This is a genomic window from Helicobacter rappini, from assembly GCF_900198625.1.
Taxonomy (GTDB): domain Bacteria; phylum Campylobacterota; class Campylobacteria; order Campylobacterales; family Helicobacteraceae; genus Helicobacter_A; species Helicobacter_A rappini.
In genome coordinates this window covers 24,209-38,659 of record NZ_FZPK01000015.1, presented here as the reverse complement: position 1 = coordinate 38,659, position 14,451 = coordinate 24,209, and the positions used below count along the sequence as shown (strand labels likewise).

12 protein-coding genes are annotated in these 14,451 nt (G+C 35.5%); 10 read left to right on the top strand and 2 right to left on the bottom strand.

Annotated features, from left to right (window positions below; translation table 11 throughout):
- Window positions 1-71: 71 nt before the first annotated feature.
- Window positions 72-1,502: an Asp-tRNA(Asn)/Glu-tRNA(Gln) amidotransferase subunit GatB gene (gene gatB, locus C6H17_RS03955; protein WP_005219410.1), complete on the top strand. Its 1,431-nt coding sequence runs from the start codon at window positions 72-74 to the stop codon at window positions 1,500-1,502.
- Window positions 1,503-1,817: 315 nt separating this feature from the next.
- Here the strand turns inward: gatB and C6H17_RS03950 are convergent, their stop codons facing one another.
- Together C6H17_RS03950 and C6H17_RS03945 are read right to left on the bottom strand one after the other, a co-directional pair.
- On the bottom strand, window positions 1,818-3,971 hold the full coding sequence (locus C6H17_RS03950) for a RelA/SpoT family protein (protein ID WP_005219407.1): 2,154 nt from the start codon (window positions 3,969-3,971) through the stop codon (window positions 1,818-1,820).
- A gap of 53 nt (window positions 3,972-4,024) precedes the next feature.
- Window positions 4,025-4,246: a DNA-directed RNA polymerase subunit omega gene (locus tag C6H17_RS03945; RefSeq protein ID WP_004084069.1), complete on the bottom strand. Its 222-nt coding sequence runs from the start codon at window positions 4,244-4,246 to the stop codon at window positions 4,025-4,027.
- Between the two features lie 373 nt (window positions 4,247-4,619).
- On the opposite strand from C6H17_RS03945, the gene C6H17_RS03940 reads away from it, so the two are divergent.
- The 9 genes from C6H17_RS03940 (at window position 4,620) to C6H17_RS03900 (ending at window position 14,329) form a co-directional block, all read left to right on the top strand.
- Window positions 4,620-5,831, top strand: coding sequence for a succinyldiaminopimelate transaminase (locus tag C6H17_RS03940; protein WP_005219404.1), 1,212 nt, complete (start codon window positions 4,620-4,622; stop codon window positions 5,829-5,831).
- Between the two features lie 2 nt (window positions 5,832-5,833).
- On the top strand, window positions 5,834-6,466 hold the full coding sequence (locus tag C6H17_RS03935; protein ID WP_005219402.1) for a cyclic pyranopterin monophosphate synthase MoaC: 633 nt from the start codon (window positions 5,834-5,836) through the stop codon (window positions 6,464-6,466).
- 433 nt (window positions 6,467-6,899) lie between these two features.
- The gene (gene glaH, locus C6H17_RS03930) at window positions 6,900-7,865 is read left to right on the top strand and encodes a glutarate dioxygenase GlaH (protein ID WP_005219400.1); all 966 of its coding nucleotides are present in this window, start codon (window positions 6,900-6,902) and stop codon (window positions 7,863-7,865) included.
- A 423-nt stretch (window positions 7,866-8,288) separates the two neighbouring features.
- The gene (gene lhgO / locus C6H17_RS03925) at window positions 8,289-9,488 is read left to right on the top strand and encodes an L-2-hydroxyglutarate oxidase (RefSeq protein ID WP_004084061.1); all 1,200 of its coding nucleotides are present in this window, start codon (window positions 8,289-8,291) and stop codon (window positions 9,486-9,488) included.
- Between the two features lie 535 nt (window positions 9,489-10,023).
- Window positions 10,024-11,049: an ABC transporter permease gene (locus C6H17_RS03920; RefSeq protein ID WP_005219396.1), complete on the top strand. Its 1,026-nt coding sequence runs from the start codon at window positions 10,024-10,026 to the stop codon at window positions 11,047-11,049.
- Between the two features lie 76 nt (window positions 11,050-11,125).
- Window positions 11,126-11,596, top strand: a complete 471-nt coding sequence (gene accB / locus C6H17_RS03915; protein WP_005219394.1) for an acetyl-CoA carboxylase biotin carboxyl carrier protein — start codon at window positions 11,126-11,128, stop codon at window positions 11,594-11,596.
- Between the two features lie 9 nt (window positions 11,597-11,605).
- Window positions 11,606-13,018, top strand: a complete 1,413-nt coding sequence (locus C6H17_RS03910) for an acetyl-CoA carboxylase biotin carboxylase subunit (protein WP_005219393.1) — start codon at window positions 11,606-11,608, stop codon at window positions 13,016-13,018.
- Window positions 13,019-13,059: 41 nt separating this feature from the next.
- On the top strand, window positions 13,060-13,353 hold the full coding sequence (locus C6H17_RS03905; RefSeq protein ID WP_005219392.1) for an IceA2 protein: 294 nt from the start codon (window positions 13,060-13,062) through the stop codon (window positions 13,351-13,353).
- A 349-nt stretch (window positions 13,354-13,702) separates the two neighbouring features.
- Window positions 13,703-14,329, top strand: coding sequence for an outer membrane beta-barrel protein (locus C6H17_RS03900; RefSeq protein ID WP_020995554.1), 627 nt, complete (start codon window positions 13,703-13,705; stop codon window positions 14,327-14,329).
- Window positions 14,330-14,451: the final 122 nt, after the last annotated feature.

Below are 14,451 nucleotides of genomic sequence, written 5' to 3'. Positions count from 1 at the left end.
AACTCATAAAGGTTTCATGTATAATACGCAAATTAATGAGTAATAAAGATTCTATGAATTAAAGGAAAAATATGAGTAGTTTTGAGACAATTATCGGCTTAGAAGTGCATGTGCAGTTGAATACGAAAACAAAGATTTTTTGTTCATGTCCTACGAGTTTTGGGGAATCACCAAATACAAATGTGTGTCCTGTGTGCTTGGGATTACCGGGGGCTCTTCCTGTGTTAAATGAAGAGGCGGCAGCAAAAGCTATATCTTTTGGCACAGCAATCGGGGCTACAATACATCAAGATTCTGTATTTGCGCGTAAAAATTATTTTTATCCAGATTTACCAAAGGCATATCAAATCAGCCAGTTTGAGATTCCCATTGTTGGCAAAGGGCAGCTTGATATTGAAGTTGATGGGGAAATAAAAACCATAGGTATCACGCGCGCGCATTTAGAAGAAGATGCAGGTAAAAATATCCATGAGGGCACACATTCAAAAATTGATTTAAATCGTGCTTGCACGCCGCTTTTAGAGATTGTGAGTGAGCCTGATATGCGTAGCAGCAATGAGGCGATAGCTTATCTAAAGAAGCTGCATTCTATTGTAAAATTCCTTGGTATAAGCGATGCGAATATGCAAGAGGGAAGCTTTCGTTGTGATGCAAATGTGTCTATTCGTCCAAAAGGTGAGAATAAATTTTATACAAGAGTTGAGATTAAGAATCTAAATAGCTTTAAATTTATCCAAAAGGCTATTGAATATGAAGTAGCAAGACAGCAAAATGCCTTTGAAAATGGCACTTATGATACTGAAGTCTATCAAGAAACACGCCTATTTGATACTGATAAAGGCGTAACAAAATCTATGCGTGGTAAAGAAGAGAGTGCAGACTATCGCTATTTTAATGACCCAGATTTATTGCCTGTTTTTCTTAGTGATGAGTTGCTAGAGCGTGCTAAAAATATCCCTGAAATGCCAGATTCTAAAATCAAGCGGTATATAGAAACACTTGGCATTAAAGAGAGTGATGCAAAGGTATTAGTGCAGGATATTGATATGGTGCGATATTTTGAATACATGGTAGAAAAGGGGATATCGCCGCGTTTAGTATGCACATGGTTAAGCGTAGAGTTGCAAGGGCGACTAAAAAATGGTAACACACTTGCTACTTGCGGTATTAATGAAGCTACATTTGCAACATTATTGCAACGCATTGAATCTCAAAAGATTAGCGGCTCTGGTGCAAAAGAGATTCTTGATGTGTTAGTGGAAAAAAGAGGTGGTGATGTTGATATGCTGATTAAGGAATTAGGTCTAGAGCAAATCAATGACGATGGTGCGATACTGCAAGTTATTGACACGCTTTTAGCAGCAAATCAAGATAAAGTCGCAGAATATAGGGCAGGTAAGGAAAAAATGTTAGGCTTTTTTGTAGGGCAAGTGATGAAGCAAACAAAAGGCATGAATCCAGCAAGGGTAAATGAGCTTTTAAGAGAGAAATTAAAGGGGTAAATATCTATGATAAAAGTCCATGCTATGCAATAAATAATATGAAAAGAAGAGATGTTTAACAAAAAGTATACACTAAGCTTTATGCGTGTTAAACATACTATGCAAGTTACTTTAAAAACCACAAAGGAGCAATTTTCTTATGTATTTTTTTGGATATATTAAAAGCGGGTTTTTATATCACATCCTAAATCTTAAATGCTTTTTAGTCGTAGCGGATCTTACAATTTATAGGAATAATATTTTGCAGAAAGTTATAAAATCAGCAAACAAACTATAAATCTTTTAACACTTTAATAAATATCAATACACTTTTATCTACTCTTGATACGCATCTTTGAGATTTACAAACTTAATGATTCTATACTTTTTCTGCAATGCTTCTTTGATTATCTTTGTATCTTTTTGATCAGATTCTATGATAACTTCACACACGGGTGAAAAGCTATTTTTATGTCCATCATATTCTACTTTTATTACATTATAATTGTGTTTTGCTAGAGTTGTGAGAAACTCTGCAATTGCCCCATTTTTATTTTCAAATGAAACAATAACCCTAAAGCTCACTTTTGCATGTTTTGCCCATGTTACAAATAGCTGATTTACGCCTTGATTAATTCTCTCATTTGCTTTATCACAAAGCTTGTGATGCACGATAGCCCTCTGTCCATTCTTTATGGCAACTACCGAATCACCAAATTTTGGATGACAGCAATGATCAAAAATTAACTCACTAATATTTCTATTTGTATGTAGGATTAAATTATCAAATTTTTGCTCTTTTAGATTCAGCGTCTTAAAACGCATAAATGCAAAAAAGCTATTATCAATCTTATATTCTCGCTTAAAATCATTCGTAATTTCTTGCAAAAAGGTTAAATCTGTTGCAGCTTGCCCTATGCGATCTTCTAAGTTATGATTTCTTATAAACTCATCAAAAAACTTATGTTCTTTATCAAAAATGGTGGTTAAAATATTTATAGCTACTTTTTTATCAATTTCTTTTATTTTATTATGACACATTGTCCGCATGTGAATCTTTGCTTTTGAAGTTTTCACAGAATCTATCCAAGTGCAACGCGTTTGTGCGACTTCACCCTTTTCGATTTTTACAATATCACCACTCTTTAATTTTTGCAGTAAAGATACCCTTTGATTATTCACAAATGCTTTTTCAGCCATATCTCCTACATCACTATGCACCGCATACGCATAGTCAAGCACCACAGAGCCAACAGGCAAACTAAAAGTCTTTCCATCTGGACCAAAAACGACAATATCTTCTCTGTAAAGATCATTTTTTGTTACTTCATAAAACTCTTCGGCACTTTTGCTTACACTGCTACTCTCTTTCATATCTTTTAGCCAATTAAGATTTGGCGATACACTGCCACTTTTATATTTCCAGTGTGCTGCCATACCCATTTCGGCACTTTTGTGCATATCATAGGTGCGAATCTGGACTTCATAAACCGCTCCATCATCAAACACCGTGGTATGTATTGTTTGATAGCCATTCTCTTTTGGCAATGCAATGTAGTCTTTAAGCCTTGAAGGTATAGGATTTAGATTAATATGCACGATACCTAAAGCGCGGTAACAATCTATCTGATTTTTTACAATGATACGCACTGCAAGTAAATCTAGCATTTCGTCCATACTAATGCCCTTTCTTTGCATTTTTAAATGTATGGAATAATTGCGTTTAATTCGACTCTGAATCTCAAAGCTATCCCGCAGAAAGCCATTGTTTAATAAAAGCTTAGAAATCTTTTGTGTGAAATCATTTAGACGCAACTCAAGATTCTGTCTTTTCGCATTCTTTTCTTCTTGTATCTTATTATAAGAGTCAGAATAGATATAATAAAAGCTTTTATCTTCTAGTTCATTTTTTAATGAAGACATGCCAAGTCTATGAGCGATAGGGGCATAAACGACAAGCGTTTCTTCTGCGATTCTTATCTGTTTCGCTGTGCTTAGGGCATCAAGCGTTAGCATATTATGCATTCTATCACTAATCTTTATGACAAGCACCCTTGCATCTTGTATGCTTGCTATAAGCATTTTACGGAAAGATAAGGCTTGTGCTACAAGCTTTTCATTGCTTGTATCCGAAGTAAGCTCTTCATTGCGTATCTCAACAATCTTTGTCAAAGCATCTACTAACGCTCCGACTTCTTCGCCATAACTCTCATGGATATAGTCAATCTCACACAATGTATCTTCCACAATATCATGAAGCAACGCAGCACAAACCATTGCTTCATCGCCACCATAATGTGCTACAATACAAGCCACACATATAGGATGCACAACATAGGGTATGCCACTTTTACGCAATTGCCCCTCATGAAACCTTTGTGCGTCCTCTATGGCTTTTACAATTTTTGGTGTAATTGTTTGCAAGGATTCTAATTGCTTTAGTGCATCTTCTATTGTCTCAATTTGTGCTAAATTATCAAAAAAATCCATGTAGCAACCTTAAGGCTTATTATTGTTAATGGCTCAATACTTTGTAGAATCTATTAAAGGTGATTTGCAAGTGTTACTTTACCATCAGCTATTTCTTGCAAGGCAATGTCGCATGGCTCCATTTTTCTTAGATAATCATCTGGATAATTCAGTAATGGCTGTGCCCCAACACTAAGCTCTTTCACTCTTGCAAACACTAATACAGAAAGCTTATATCTATCATTCCCTGTTTGCTCTAATGCTTTAGCAATTACTTGTTCAGTCCGTGTTACCATTTTATTCTCCAAACACAAAAATAATAAAAGCTTGTATTGTAGCAAAAGATTATTAATTTATGAATATGCATTCAACATGCGATCTCATTTTAAGTTTTTCATTTGTTATGTAGATTCTGTTTATTTTGCAGACTAGAATCTTGCAAATCACTCAAGTAAAAACAGAAAATTTGACTCAAAGGTGTGTTTGGTTTATACAATGATTCCTGTTATTTATTCTTACTCAACTATGAAATATAAAAATGCACAAAGGATTAATAAATGAAATTTTTATAAGATTTTGCAATACACACACTTTTATTATCCCTTATAATTTACATGATTTTTTGCTAGAATTATAGCAATACTTTGCATTCATAATTAAGGAGTAATTTTGACTTTCAATCCATATCCATTTGAGAAATTAAGAGCATTACTAGAAACTTGCGATACAAATGACAATAAAACTGAATCTTGCAAACTACATTCAAGTAGCGGTTTAAATTTAAGCATAGGTGAGCCAGCGTTTCCATCACCCACAAAAGTCGTGCAGGCTTTGTGTGATAATGCAAGTCTTATCCGCTATTATCCCACACTAGATTCTAAACTACCAGAAGCCCAAAGAGAGTTTTTTTATAAGCGATTTAATATCGCGTTGAAAGAAGATGAGTTAATCCCAACTTTTGGGTCAAGAGAGGTGCTTTTTAACTTTACACATTTTATATTCACAAGCGATATATGTAAAAAACAAAATAAGCCAACATTATCTTTCCCAAATCCATTCTATCAAATCTATGAAGGCGCACAGATTGCAAATCATGCCGATGCGATTTATATGCCACTAAATGAGCAAAATGACTTTAAACCCAAACTTTTAGAATCTGATTTAAGAAAAGTTAGCATGGTTATCCTTAACTCGCCAAATAATCCAACAGGACAGATTCTAAATAGAGAAGAGCTTATGGAGTGGGCAAAACTCGCACTTGAATATGACTTTATTTTAGTAAATGATGAGTGTTATAGTGAGATTTACAAAGATAATGCCCCGCCTAGCTTACTTGAAGCATGCAAGGCTATTGGCAATACTTCGTTTAAAAATAGCTTTGTTATCAACTCTATCTCAAAGCGGCTTTCTGCGCCGGGTTTAAGAAGTGGCTTTATAGCTGGAGATTCTAATATCTTAAAAGATTATAAGGTGTTTCGCACCTATGTTGGTATCAGTATGCCTCTAACCTTGCAAAAGGCAAGTATAATCGCATGGCAGGAAGATGAATACGCACAAAGCATACGCAAAAAGTTTGCTAAGAATCTAGAGATAGCACAAGAGATTTTCCCAAATACTCATGTATATCCTTATACATTTTATTTGTGGCTATGTGTGGCAAATACAAAGCATAAGATTCCAAAAGATTTTACTAGTGATATGCTTTTCACACAGGAGCTATATAAAAGAAGCGGACATAAGATATTGCCCGGCTCGTTTCTTGGACGAGAGAAAAGCGGCATGGGATATGTGCGTATCGCCCTAACACATGAAGAAGAAGTAATGAGAAAAGCCCTATTAGATATAAAAGAATGCTATGAAGATTTCATAAAAAGAGATTAGCTATGAATACAATATCTATGGGATTAGCAAATATCGCAAGTAAGCCATGCAAGGAACAAATAAGCAATGCCGCAGGACTGCTTATCATATCGCCGCAAAGCTTTGCAAACTTTATGGCAGATTCTACATATACAAAGCATATTCACATAGCCATCGCTTCAGGCGTGGAAGCGGCAAAAAGGACTAGCGAGATTTTTACACTATGCTATCAAATCGCCCTGCAAAGCATAGATATTGAGATACAGCCAACAGATTCTATATTTACAGATTCACTGCAATATTATACAAATTTTCTCCCAAGCTTTAAGCCCAAACGCTTTTCTCTTAAAAAAGATAAAGAGACACAAAAAGCCCAACCAATACAAGATAACACAGAATCTAATATGCGTCTAAGATTTAATCAAGCAGTAATGAACTTTCAAAATAAGCAGATACGCATTGAAAAGCAACAAGTAAGAGAAACTAAAGCACAGGGGCATTGTGGCTTTGAGGTAAGAGTCTGCGTGAAAGCAAACTCACAAGTATCCCCAGACATAGAATCTATGTATGCCTTGCAAACCGCATTGCTTAGTCTTTTTGGAATCTTTAAGCATGATGAGATGGCAACTATTGCTCAAATGCGTTTAATGAGATAGGTTTTAGTAGAGATTTATACCAATTGTGTTTTATTTTAAGAGATATCTATTGATTATGTTTTTTGCAATTCTATTTTTACATAAAGTAACATTTGTATATTCTATTAGTTTATAATTGTAACTATTTTTCCATAATACAAAAGTGCTAAAAAGTGTATTTTATATACTTTTTATCGTAAAATAGGCTTTTTTCTGTGTAATTTTATAGAATCTCGCAATGTCCTATTTTTTCTTCTTATTATTTAGCTAATAATGATAATTTTATACTAAAACTTGTAAATATGTAACAATTTATAATTTTTACAAAATAAAAAAGTGTATATTATTATCAATTTAAGCTAAAATTAATGTTTAAAATGCAATTCTTACTTTCAAGGATTTAAATCCTCAAACACTCTTGCAATCGCAAGTATTTCAATTTTAGGAGAACGACATGGCAAGTATTTTTGAGAATAAGCAGTTTAAGGTAACACCTTCTAAATATTCACCAAAACTTTTGGAAATGGTTTTTACGAAAGAGGTTATTGCACAATTTTTGAAAGAAGTGGAGCAATATCCAGTGCAAGCACTTGAGTATAAATCTTTCTTGCGATTCAGAGTGGCGGAGATTCTTAATAAACTATGCGATAACAAATTGCAAAAAGTATTGCAAAACACGCTAAGCAATAGAGATCAAGGGGCATTGCTTGTGAATCCAGAGGGCATTAATGATGTAGCACAAGGCGATGATATGGTAAAAATTGCTACCGCATTCGTGCATTTAATAGGTCGCTCAAACTTTGATGACATGACAGGCAAATATTATGCTAGATGGGCTGTTGTTAATACTGATAATTCAGATAGCTATTTACGCCAACCACAAAAGCCACTTGAATTGCATAACGATGGCACTTATGTGAATCAAACCACAGATTATGTATTAATGTATAAAATTGATGAGCAAAATATGAAAGGTGGAGATTCTCAACTTTTACACCTTGATGATTGGGAAGATTTAGATAAATATTTCAATCATCATTTAGCAAAACGCGTTATTAAATGGTCTGCACCACCAAGCAAAAATGTAACAGAAGATGCTTATCACCCGGTATTTGAGGTCGATGCTGATGGTCGTCCCGTTATGCTTTTTATCGATCAATTTGCACAGCCAAAAGATTATGAAGAAGGCACTTGGCTTGCGGATATGGGAGATTCACTAGAAAATAGCAAGAATAAGCTATCATTCCCTGTGCCAGTGGGACAATTCCTGCTTATCAATAATCTTTTCTGGCTACATGGTAGAGATAAGTTTGAAAGACATGAGAATTTGCGTAGAGAGCTTATGCGTCAAAGAGGCTATTTCTCATTCACTTCAAACCCTTTTAAAGCCTATCATGGATTAAAAAAAGCAGCTATATAATTGTTGCATTTTGTAAAGTAAGCAAAGAAATTCATCAGTCAATGAGAGATTTTGTTTGCAGGACTTATTTGTATCTACATTAAATATTGAATCAAAGTGTGCTGGACATGATTTTATTTTAAGTCTAGCATATCTCTAGATCTAGTGTTTTGAAATCTGACAAAATCTTGTCATTTTTGGTATTTTGGTGAAAAATCCAAGATAGATATTGTAGCCAAGTTTTAACATGGCAAGAGATGAGATTCTGTAAATCCATTTATAGTGGTCTTTAAGCTAAAGATTCTTTTTTAATGGTTTTATTGTAGTGAGTAATTTGGGATTTCAGTCTTTAACATACAATTTTAAGCTATAATGCAGAATCTTAAACTTATAGATTCTAAGTCAGCAAAATGTGTATTACACATGCGTTGTAAAGGGAAAAATATGATATATGATTTTGTTATTGTTGGTGGTGGTATTATCGGTATGTCTGTCGCTATGCAGCTTATGGACGCATATCCGGGCATGAAGGTCGCATTATTGGAGAAAGAGGCAACTGCCGGGCAGCATCAAACTGGGCATAATAGTGGCGTTATCCATGCGGGTGTGTATTATACACCCGGGAGTTTGAAAGCAAAGTTTTGCTTTGAGGGAAATAAGGCAACAAAGGCTTTTTGCGATGAAAATGGGATTAAATACGACATTTGCGGTAAATTATTGGTAGCAACAACACCGCTTGAAATGGAGCGTATGAAGGCATTGTGGGAGCGCACAGAGGCAAACGGACTAGAACGCACATGGCTAGATTCTAAAGAGTTGCAAGAGAGAGAGCCAAATATCACTGGGCTTGGCGGCATTTTCTTCCCATCAAGTGGCATTGTAAGCTATGTGGAAGTAACACAAGCTATGGCAAAACGCTTTCAAGAAAAAGGTGGAAGTATTTTTTATAGCACAGAGGTGGTAGGCTTGGTAGAACACTCGCAAGGCATGATAGTCCAAACCACAAAAGGACAATATGAGAGTCGCTATCTTGTTACTTGCTCTGGGCTTATGTCGGATAAACTTGTGAAAATGCTAGGTATTACACCGGATTTTGTTATTTGCCCTTTCCGTGGTGAATATTATCGCTTGCAAAGTCAGCATAATCAAATCGTAAAGCATCTCATCTATCCTATCCCTGATCCTAGTGTGCCTTTTCTTGGGGTGCATTTGACACGAATGATTGATGGGAGCGTAACGGTTGGTCCTAACGCTGTGCTTGCTTTTAAACGCGAGGGATACACAAAAACTGATATTTCTATCGATGATATTGCAGAGATGATAACGCATTCTGGCATTAGAAAAGTGATATATAAGAATCTAAAAACCGGGCTTGTTGAAATGAAAAATTCATTCTGCAAAGGTGGCTATCTCAAACTCGTGCAAAAATACTGCCCAAAACTCACAAAAGAAGATCTAAGCCCATATCCTGCTGGTGTGCGTGCGCAAGCTGTGAGTAACTCGGGCGAATTGATTGAAGATTTTCTTTTTGTAAATACACCAAGGTCTGTGCATGTATGTAATGCCCCAAGCCCTGCTGCAACCTCTGCTATCCCAATAGGCGCACATATTTTAGAAAAAGTAAAGGAAATGCTTGAGGCATAATTCTTTTTTTTGCTTTATTGTTAGTCTTTTAGATTTTCAGTAGGGTGATTGCTTCCTTGCTGGATTCTGCAATAAGTAGTCGTTATTGAGTAAATTATCTGGCCTTTTGTAAGTTCATAAGTCTATGTGGTTATAGGCAATTATACTTTTTGCTAATTTAGTTTTTATTTTTTAGGCTTGTAAGATTCTATAAATCATGTCTCTAAAATCTATTTCTTATTGTTTTGTGTATATGGAAGCTAAATAATAAGATAACATCCAACAAATCTTTTAGATTCTATGTTAGAGCAAACAATAATCTACAAAATGTAATATTACTTTTTTGATATAAATTTCTTGAATCTGATATACAACAAGCTAGATTTGTGTATATATTTAGTCGCTTTTAAAACTTTTATATCTTCGCTATGTGAATAAGATTTTAAAGTCTTTATATATTTTATTTAGCATAAAAATTCTTTTTCTTCATTTGAAATCTTTATTTGCACCTATTTATATAATATACTTCTACATTATTCATCACAAAAGGCATATCATGCAATACAGCAAAACACCATCATTACTTTTTATGCGTTGGCGTTTATTTTACGCACATAAAATGGCTAGATTCTCACTTTTTTGTTTTATTTTTATCTTTATTATGAGTTTATTCGCACCATTTTTAGCAAATGATAAACCTTTACTTATTTATAAAAATAATTCGTTTTATTTTCCTATTTTTATAGATTATAGTGAAGTTGAATTTGGCGGGGATTTTTATACGACACCAGATTATAAAGACCCATATGTTAGGAATCTTTTTGCAAATGATTTTATACTTTATCCCTTAATAGAGTATGCTGCTGATAGTATCGACTGGGATCTAAAAGGCATACCGCCTACACCACCAAGCAGAGAGCATATTTTAGGGACTGATGATCAAGGCAGAGATGTTTGTGCAAGATTATTATATGGCTTACGCACTTCGCTACTTTTTGGGATAATTTTGAGTGTGTGTAGCGTGTGTATTGGCGTTATTATCGGTGGTATGCAGGGCTATTATGGTGGGCTTATTGATTTATTTGGGCAGAGGGCTTTAGAGATTTGGAGTGGTATGCCTACACTCTTTGTGATTATTATTGTATCAAGCTTTATACTGCCGACATTTTGGATTATTTTAGGGATTGTGCTACTTTTTAGCTGGACTAGTATTGTGGGTGTGGTGCGTGCAGAGTTTTTAAGGGCAAGGACACAGGATTATGTTAAGGCTTCAAAGGTTTTGGGCTTTAGTGATTTACATATTATGTTTGTGCATATTCTGCCTAATGCTTTAATTGCGACTATTACTTATTTGCCTTTTATTACCATTGGGAGTATTACGACACTTGCTACGCTTGATTTTTTAGGCTTTGGCATGCCACTTGGGAGTGCAAGTTTAGGGGAGCTACTTAATCAAGGTAAAAATAATATACAAGCACCACATTTAGGTATAGCTGGATTTCTTGTTATGTCTATTGTGCTATCTTTGCTTGTATTTATTGGAGAGGGGGTAAGGGTAGCTTTTAGTGAGAGTAAGCATTAAAATATAGAGATTCTCAAAAACTTTACAAGTTTATGTTATCATAAACGATTATTATTTTATGTTTGAAGGATTTCATATGAAATTATCCGAGATAAAGGAACTCATCCAGCTCTTTAATGATTCAGATCTTGCTTCACTTCGCTTAGAGCAAGAGAACTTCTTGCTAAAACTCAATAAAGAAGGCAAAAAGCTAAAAGCAGACAAAGTTATCCAGCAAGTAGCACAAGCTGCACCTATACAAAAGACAGAAACTATACCTGCAACACAAACCATAGAATCTAGTCCAAAACCTGCAAATGCAAATAATGCTGATTTTATCACTTCTCCTATGGTAGGCACATTTTATCGCTCACCAAGTCCGGGTGCAGCACCCTATGTAAGTGTGGGTGATACGATTAAAAAGGGACAGACAATAGGCATTGTTGAGGCAATGAAGATTATGAATGAGATTGAAGCAGAGTTTGACTGCAAGATCGTAGAGATAGAGGTAAATGACGCACAGCCTGTTGAGTATGGCACAAAGCTTGTTATGGTTGAGAGAATCTAGGGGTATCTTATGGGTAATGCAAAGACAACAGAGAGTAAGCAGCAAGACACAAATGAAAATAGCGGCGTTATAAAAAAGAAATTGCAACGCATTCTTATCGCAAATCGTGGTGAGATTGCCCTGCGTGCTATACGCACGATTCAAGAGATGGGAAAACAAGCTATTGCGATACACTCTATCGCTGATAAAGATACACATTATCTTGAAGTAGCCGATGCGAAAGTGTGTATTGGTGGGGAAAAAAGCAGTGAAAGCTATCTCAATATTCCGGCTATTATGAGTGCAGCGGATTTATTTGAAGCAGATGCGATATTTCCCGGATATGGCTTTTTGAGTGAGAATCAAAACTTTGTTGAGATTTGCGAACATCATAATATTGAGTTTATCGGTCCTAGCAAAGAAGTAATGATGATAATGAGTGATAAATCAAAGGCAAAAGACTGCATGAAAGAAGCAGGTGTGCCTGTGATTGTAGGGAGTGATGGGGCATTAAAAAGCTATAAAGAAGCCTTAGAGGTAGCGGATAAAATCGGCTATCCTGTCATACTCAAAGCCGCAGCAGGTGGTGGTGGCAGGGGTATGCGTGTCGTGCCTGATAAAGGGCTTTTAAAGAATCTATATTTAGCTGCTGAGAGTGAGGCATTAAGCGCCTTTGGTGATGGCACAATTTATATGGAAAAGTTTATTAATAAGCCAAAGCATATTGAAGTGCAGATTCTAGCTGATAAGCATGGTAATGTCGTGCATATTGGCGAGAGAGATTGCTCTATGCAGAGACGACAGCAAAAATTGATTGAAGAGACTCCAGCAGTTGTCTTAAGTGATGAGGTAAGGAAGAATTTGCTTGATACCGCCATTAAAGCCGCCAAGCATATTAAATATGTAGGTGCAGGGACTTTTGAATTTCTACTCGATTCTAATAATAAAGATTTTTACTTTATGGAGATGAATACGCGTTTGCAAGTCGAACACACCGTGAGTGAGATGGTAAGCGGGCTTGATCTAGTAGAGTGGATGATACGCATAGCAGAGGGTGAGAAACTTCCTAGTCAAGATTCTATTACATTTAAAGGGCATAGCATAGAGTGCAGAATCACAGCAGAAGATCCAGAAAAGTTTTATCCATGTCCGGGTAAAATCACAGAGTGGATTGCCCCGGGTGGTGCGAATGTAAGGCTTGATACACATGCTTATGGTGGCTATGTCGTGCCTATGTTTTATGATTCTATGATTGGCAAACTCATTGTGTGGGGTGCGACAAGACAAGAAGCTATAAAACGCATGAAACGCGCCCTAAAAGAGTTTAAAATCGCAGGGATTAAAACGACTATTCCATTCCATATAAAGATGATGGATAATAAAGATTTTGAAGATTCTAGAATCTATACAAAATACTTAGAGACGGAATATAAACTTGGCTAGATTCCATTCTATAATGATTAGTAGCGAATAGGGAGTTGGAAATGGCATATATCGTAAAAATCGATCAAGGCAAAGCGAAAATATATGATAGTGGATCTTATAAAAGATCGGTCGGTTCAAATGTAATTGCATGTGATTGTGATGATGAGTGGGTGGCATGTGTAGAGAAAAATGTAGTCAAGCAGTATAGTATAAGTGGATCTTATAAAAGGACATACCCCGATAGAGATGCTGTAGGTGTAAATGTGGGCGGTGGTAGCATTGCTATAAGACTTGCTAATGGCAAAGTAAAAAAATATAAAGCTTCTAGTGGCTCTTATGTCAAGAGTTATTAACCTATAAAATATATTTTAGAATCTTTTGCATTTTTACCACAGGCTAAAAAGAGTCTCTAAAACCATGGGCTTTGGGCAATTATGTGGCAATCCAACATAATCCCACACTTAATTAACTGCAGTTTTAAGCCCCACATTTTGTGCGATATGGCACGACTGGAATAAGCCGACAATAAACATTTCTTTCTAGATTTAAATATTCAAACTATTGTCAGTTTATCCCTGTATGAGTATTTTAGATTTTATAACACTTGGAATTTCATATATCCACACAATATTCCATTTACCCTTGATTTGTTTTTTTTTTTTTGTAGAATGCCAACTTCATTACAAATTTTAAGGAGAAATCATGAGATTTAAAAAGAGTATAAAGACAAGTGTTTTATCATTGGCACTTATTTCTAGTATGGCTTATGCCGATGGATTAAAAGAGGAAAAAAGTGGTGGTTTTGTTGGTTTGCAGGCTGGGACTTCGCTTTTGCAACAGAAAAATGAGTATCATTGGACAAATAACAGGAACACTTATAGATATAGCTATACAACTGCAGCGTATGGTGTGCTTGGTGGTTATGAATATTGGTTTAGTAATAGTTTAGGTGTGCGTGGTTATGCACTCTTTAGTGGGGCTAATTTCTATGTTATGCAATTTGGCGTTGGTGCTGATGTGATATATAACATTACAAATGTTGCTGATGGGAATCTAGGCGTTATAGCTGGTTTGCAAGTGGGTGGTGTGTATTGGCTAAACTCATGGTATTGGTGGGGTAGCTCTAGTAATCAAAACTCACTAGCATTTGATATGGCATTAAATATTGGTGTGCGTTGGACTCAAAATGAGCATGTGATAGAATTGCTTGGTAAGATTCCATTTATAGAGGCACATACTGGCACATATCTTTATAGTGATGGCGATAAAAATGAATATTATTCAAAAGAGACTTTCTCATTTGTTGCGCGTTATATGTATAGATTCTAATTTATTGTCTAACTTCACTTTTCGCCATATTGTCATGGTATTTATCCTTACTTAATTATTGCGTTGTTGTTTTTGTTAGATTATCAACGCAAGCTTTCCTTATCAAACAATAAAATGGCATA

What these genes read in the sequence shown, in the direction of transcription:
- gatB (WP_005219410.1), top strand. Translation starts at nt 72, where the DNA reads ATGAGTAGTTTTGAGACAATTATCGGCTTAGAAGTGCATGTGCAGTTG.
- C6H17_RS03950 (WP_005219407.1), bottom strand. Translation starts at nt 3,971, where the DNA reads ATGGATTTTTTTGATAATTTAGCACAAATTGAGACAATAGAAGATGCA.
- C6H17_RS03945 (WP_004084069.1), bottom strand. Translation starts at nt 4,246, where the DNA reads ATGGTAACACGGACTGAACAAGTAATTGCTAAAGCATTAGAGCAAACA.
- C6H17_RS03935 (WP_005219402.1), top strand. Translation starts at nt 5,834, where the DNA reads ATGAATACAATATCTATGGGATTAGCAAATATCGCAAGTAAGCCATGC.
- glaH (WP_005219400.1), top strand. Translation starts at nt 6,900, where the DNA reads ATGGCAAGTATTTTTGAGAATAAGCAGTTTAAGGTAACACCTTCTAAA.
- lhgO (WP_004084061.1), top strand. Translation starts at nt 8,289, where the DNA reads ATGATATATGATTTTGTTATTGTTGGTGGTGGTATTATCGGTATGTCT.
- C6H17_RS03920 (WP_005219396.1), top strand. Translation starts at nt 10,024, where the DNA reads ATGCAATACAGCAAAACACCATCATTACTTTTTATGCGTTGGCGTTTA.
- accB (WP_005219394.1), top strand. Translation starts at nt 11,126, where the DNA reads ATGAAATTATCCGAGATAAAGGAACTCATCCAGCTCTTTAATGATTCA.
- C6H17_RS03910 (WP_005219393.1), top strand. Translation starts at nt 11,606, where the DNA reads ATGGGTAATGCAAAGACAACAGAGAGTAAGCAGCAAGACACAAATGAA.
- C6H17_RS03905 (WP_005219392.1), top strand. Translation starts at nt 13,060, where the DNA reads ATGGCATATATCGTAAAAATCGATCAAGGCAAAGCGAAAATATATGAT.
- C6H17_RS03900 (WP_020995554.1), top strand. Translation starts at nt 13,703, where the DNA reads ATGAGATTTAAAAAGAGTATAAAGACAAGTGTTTTATCATTGGCACTT.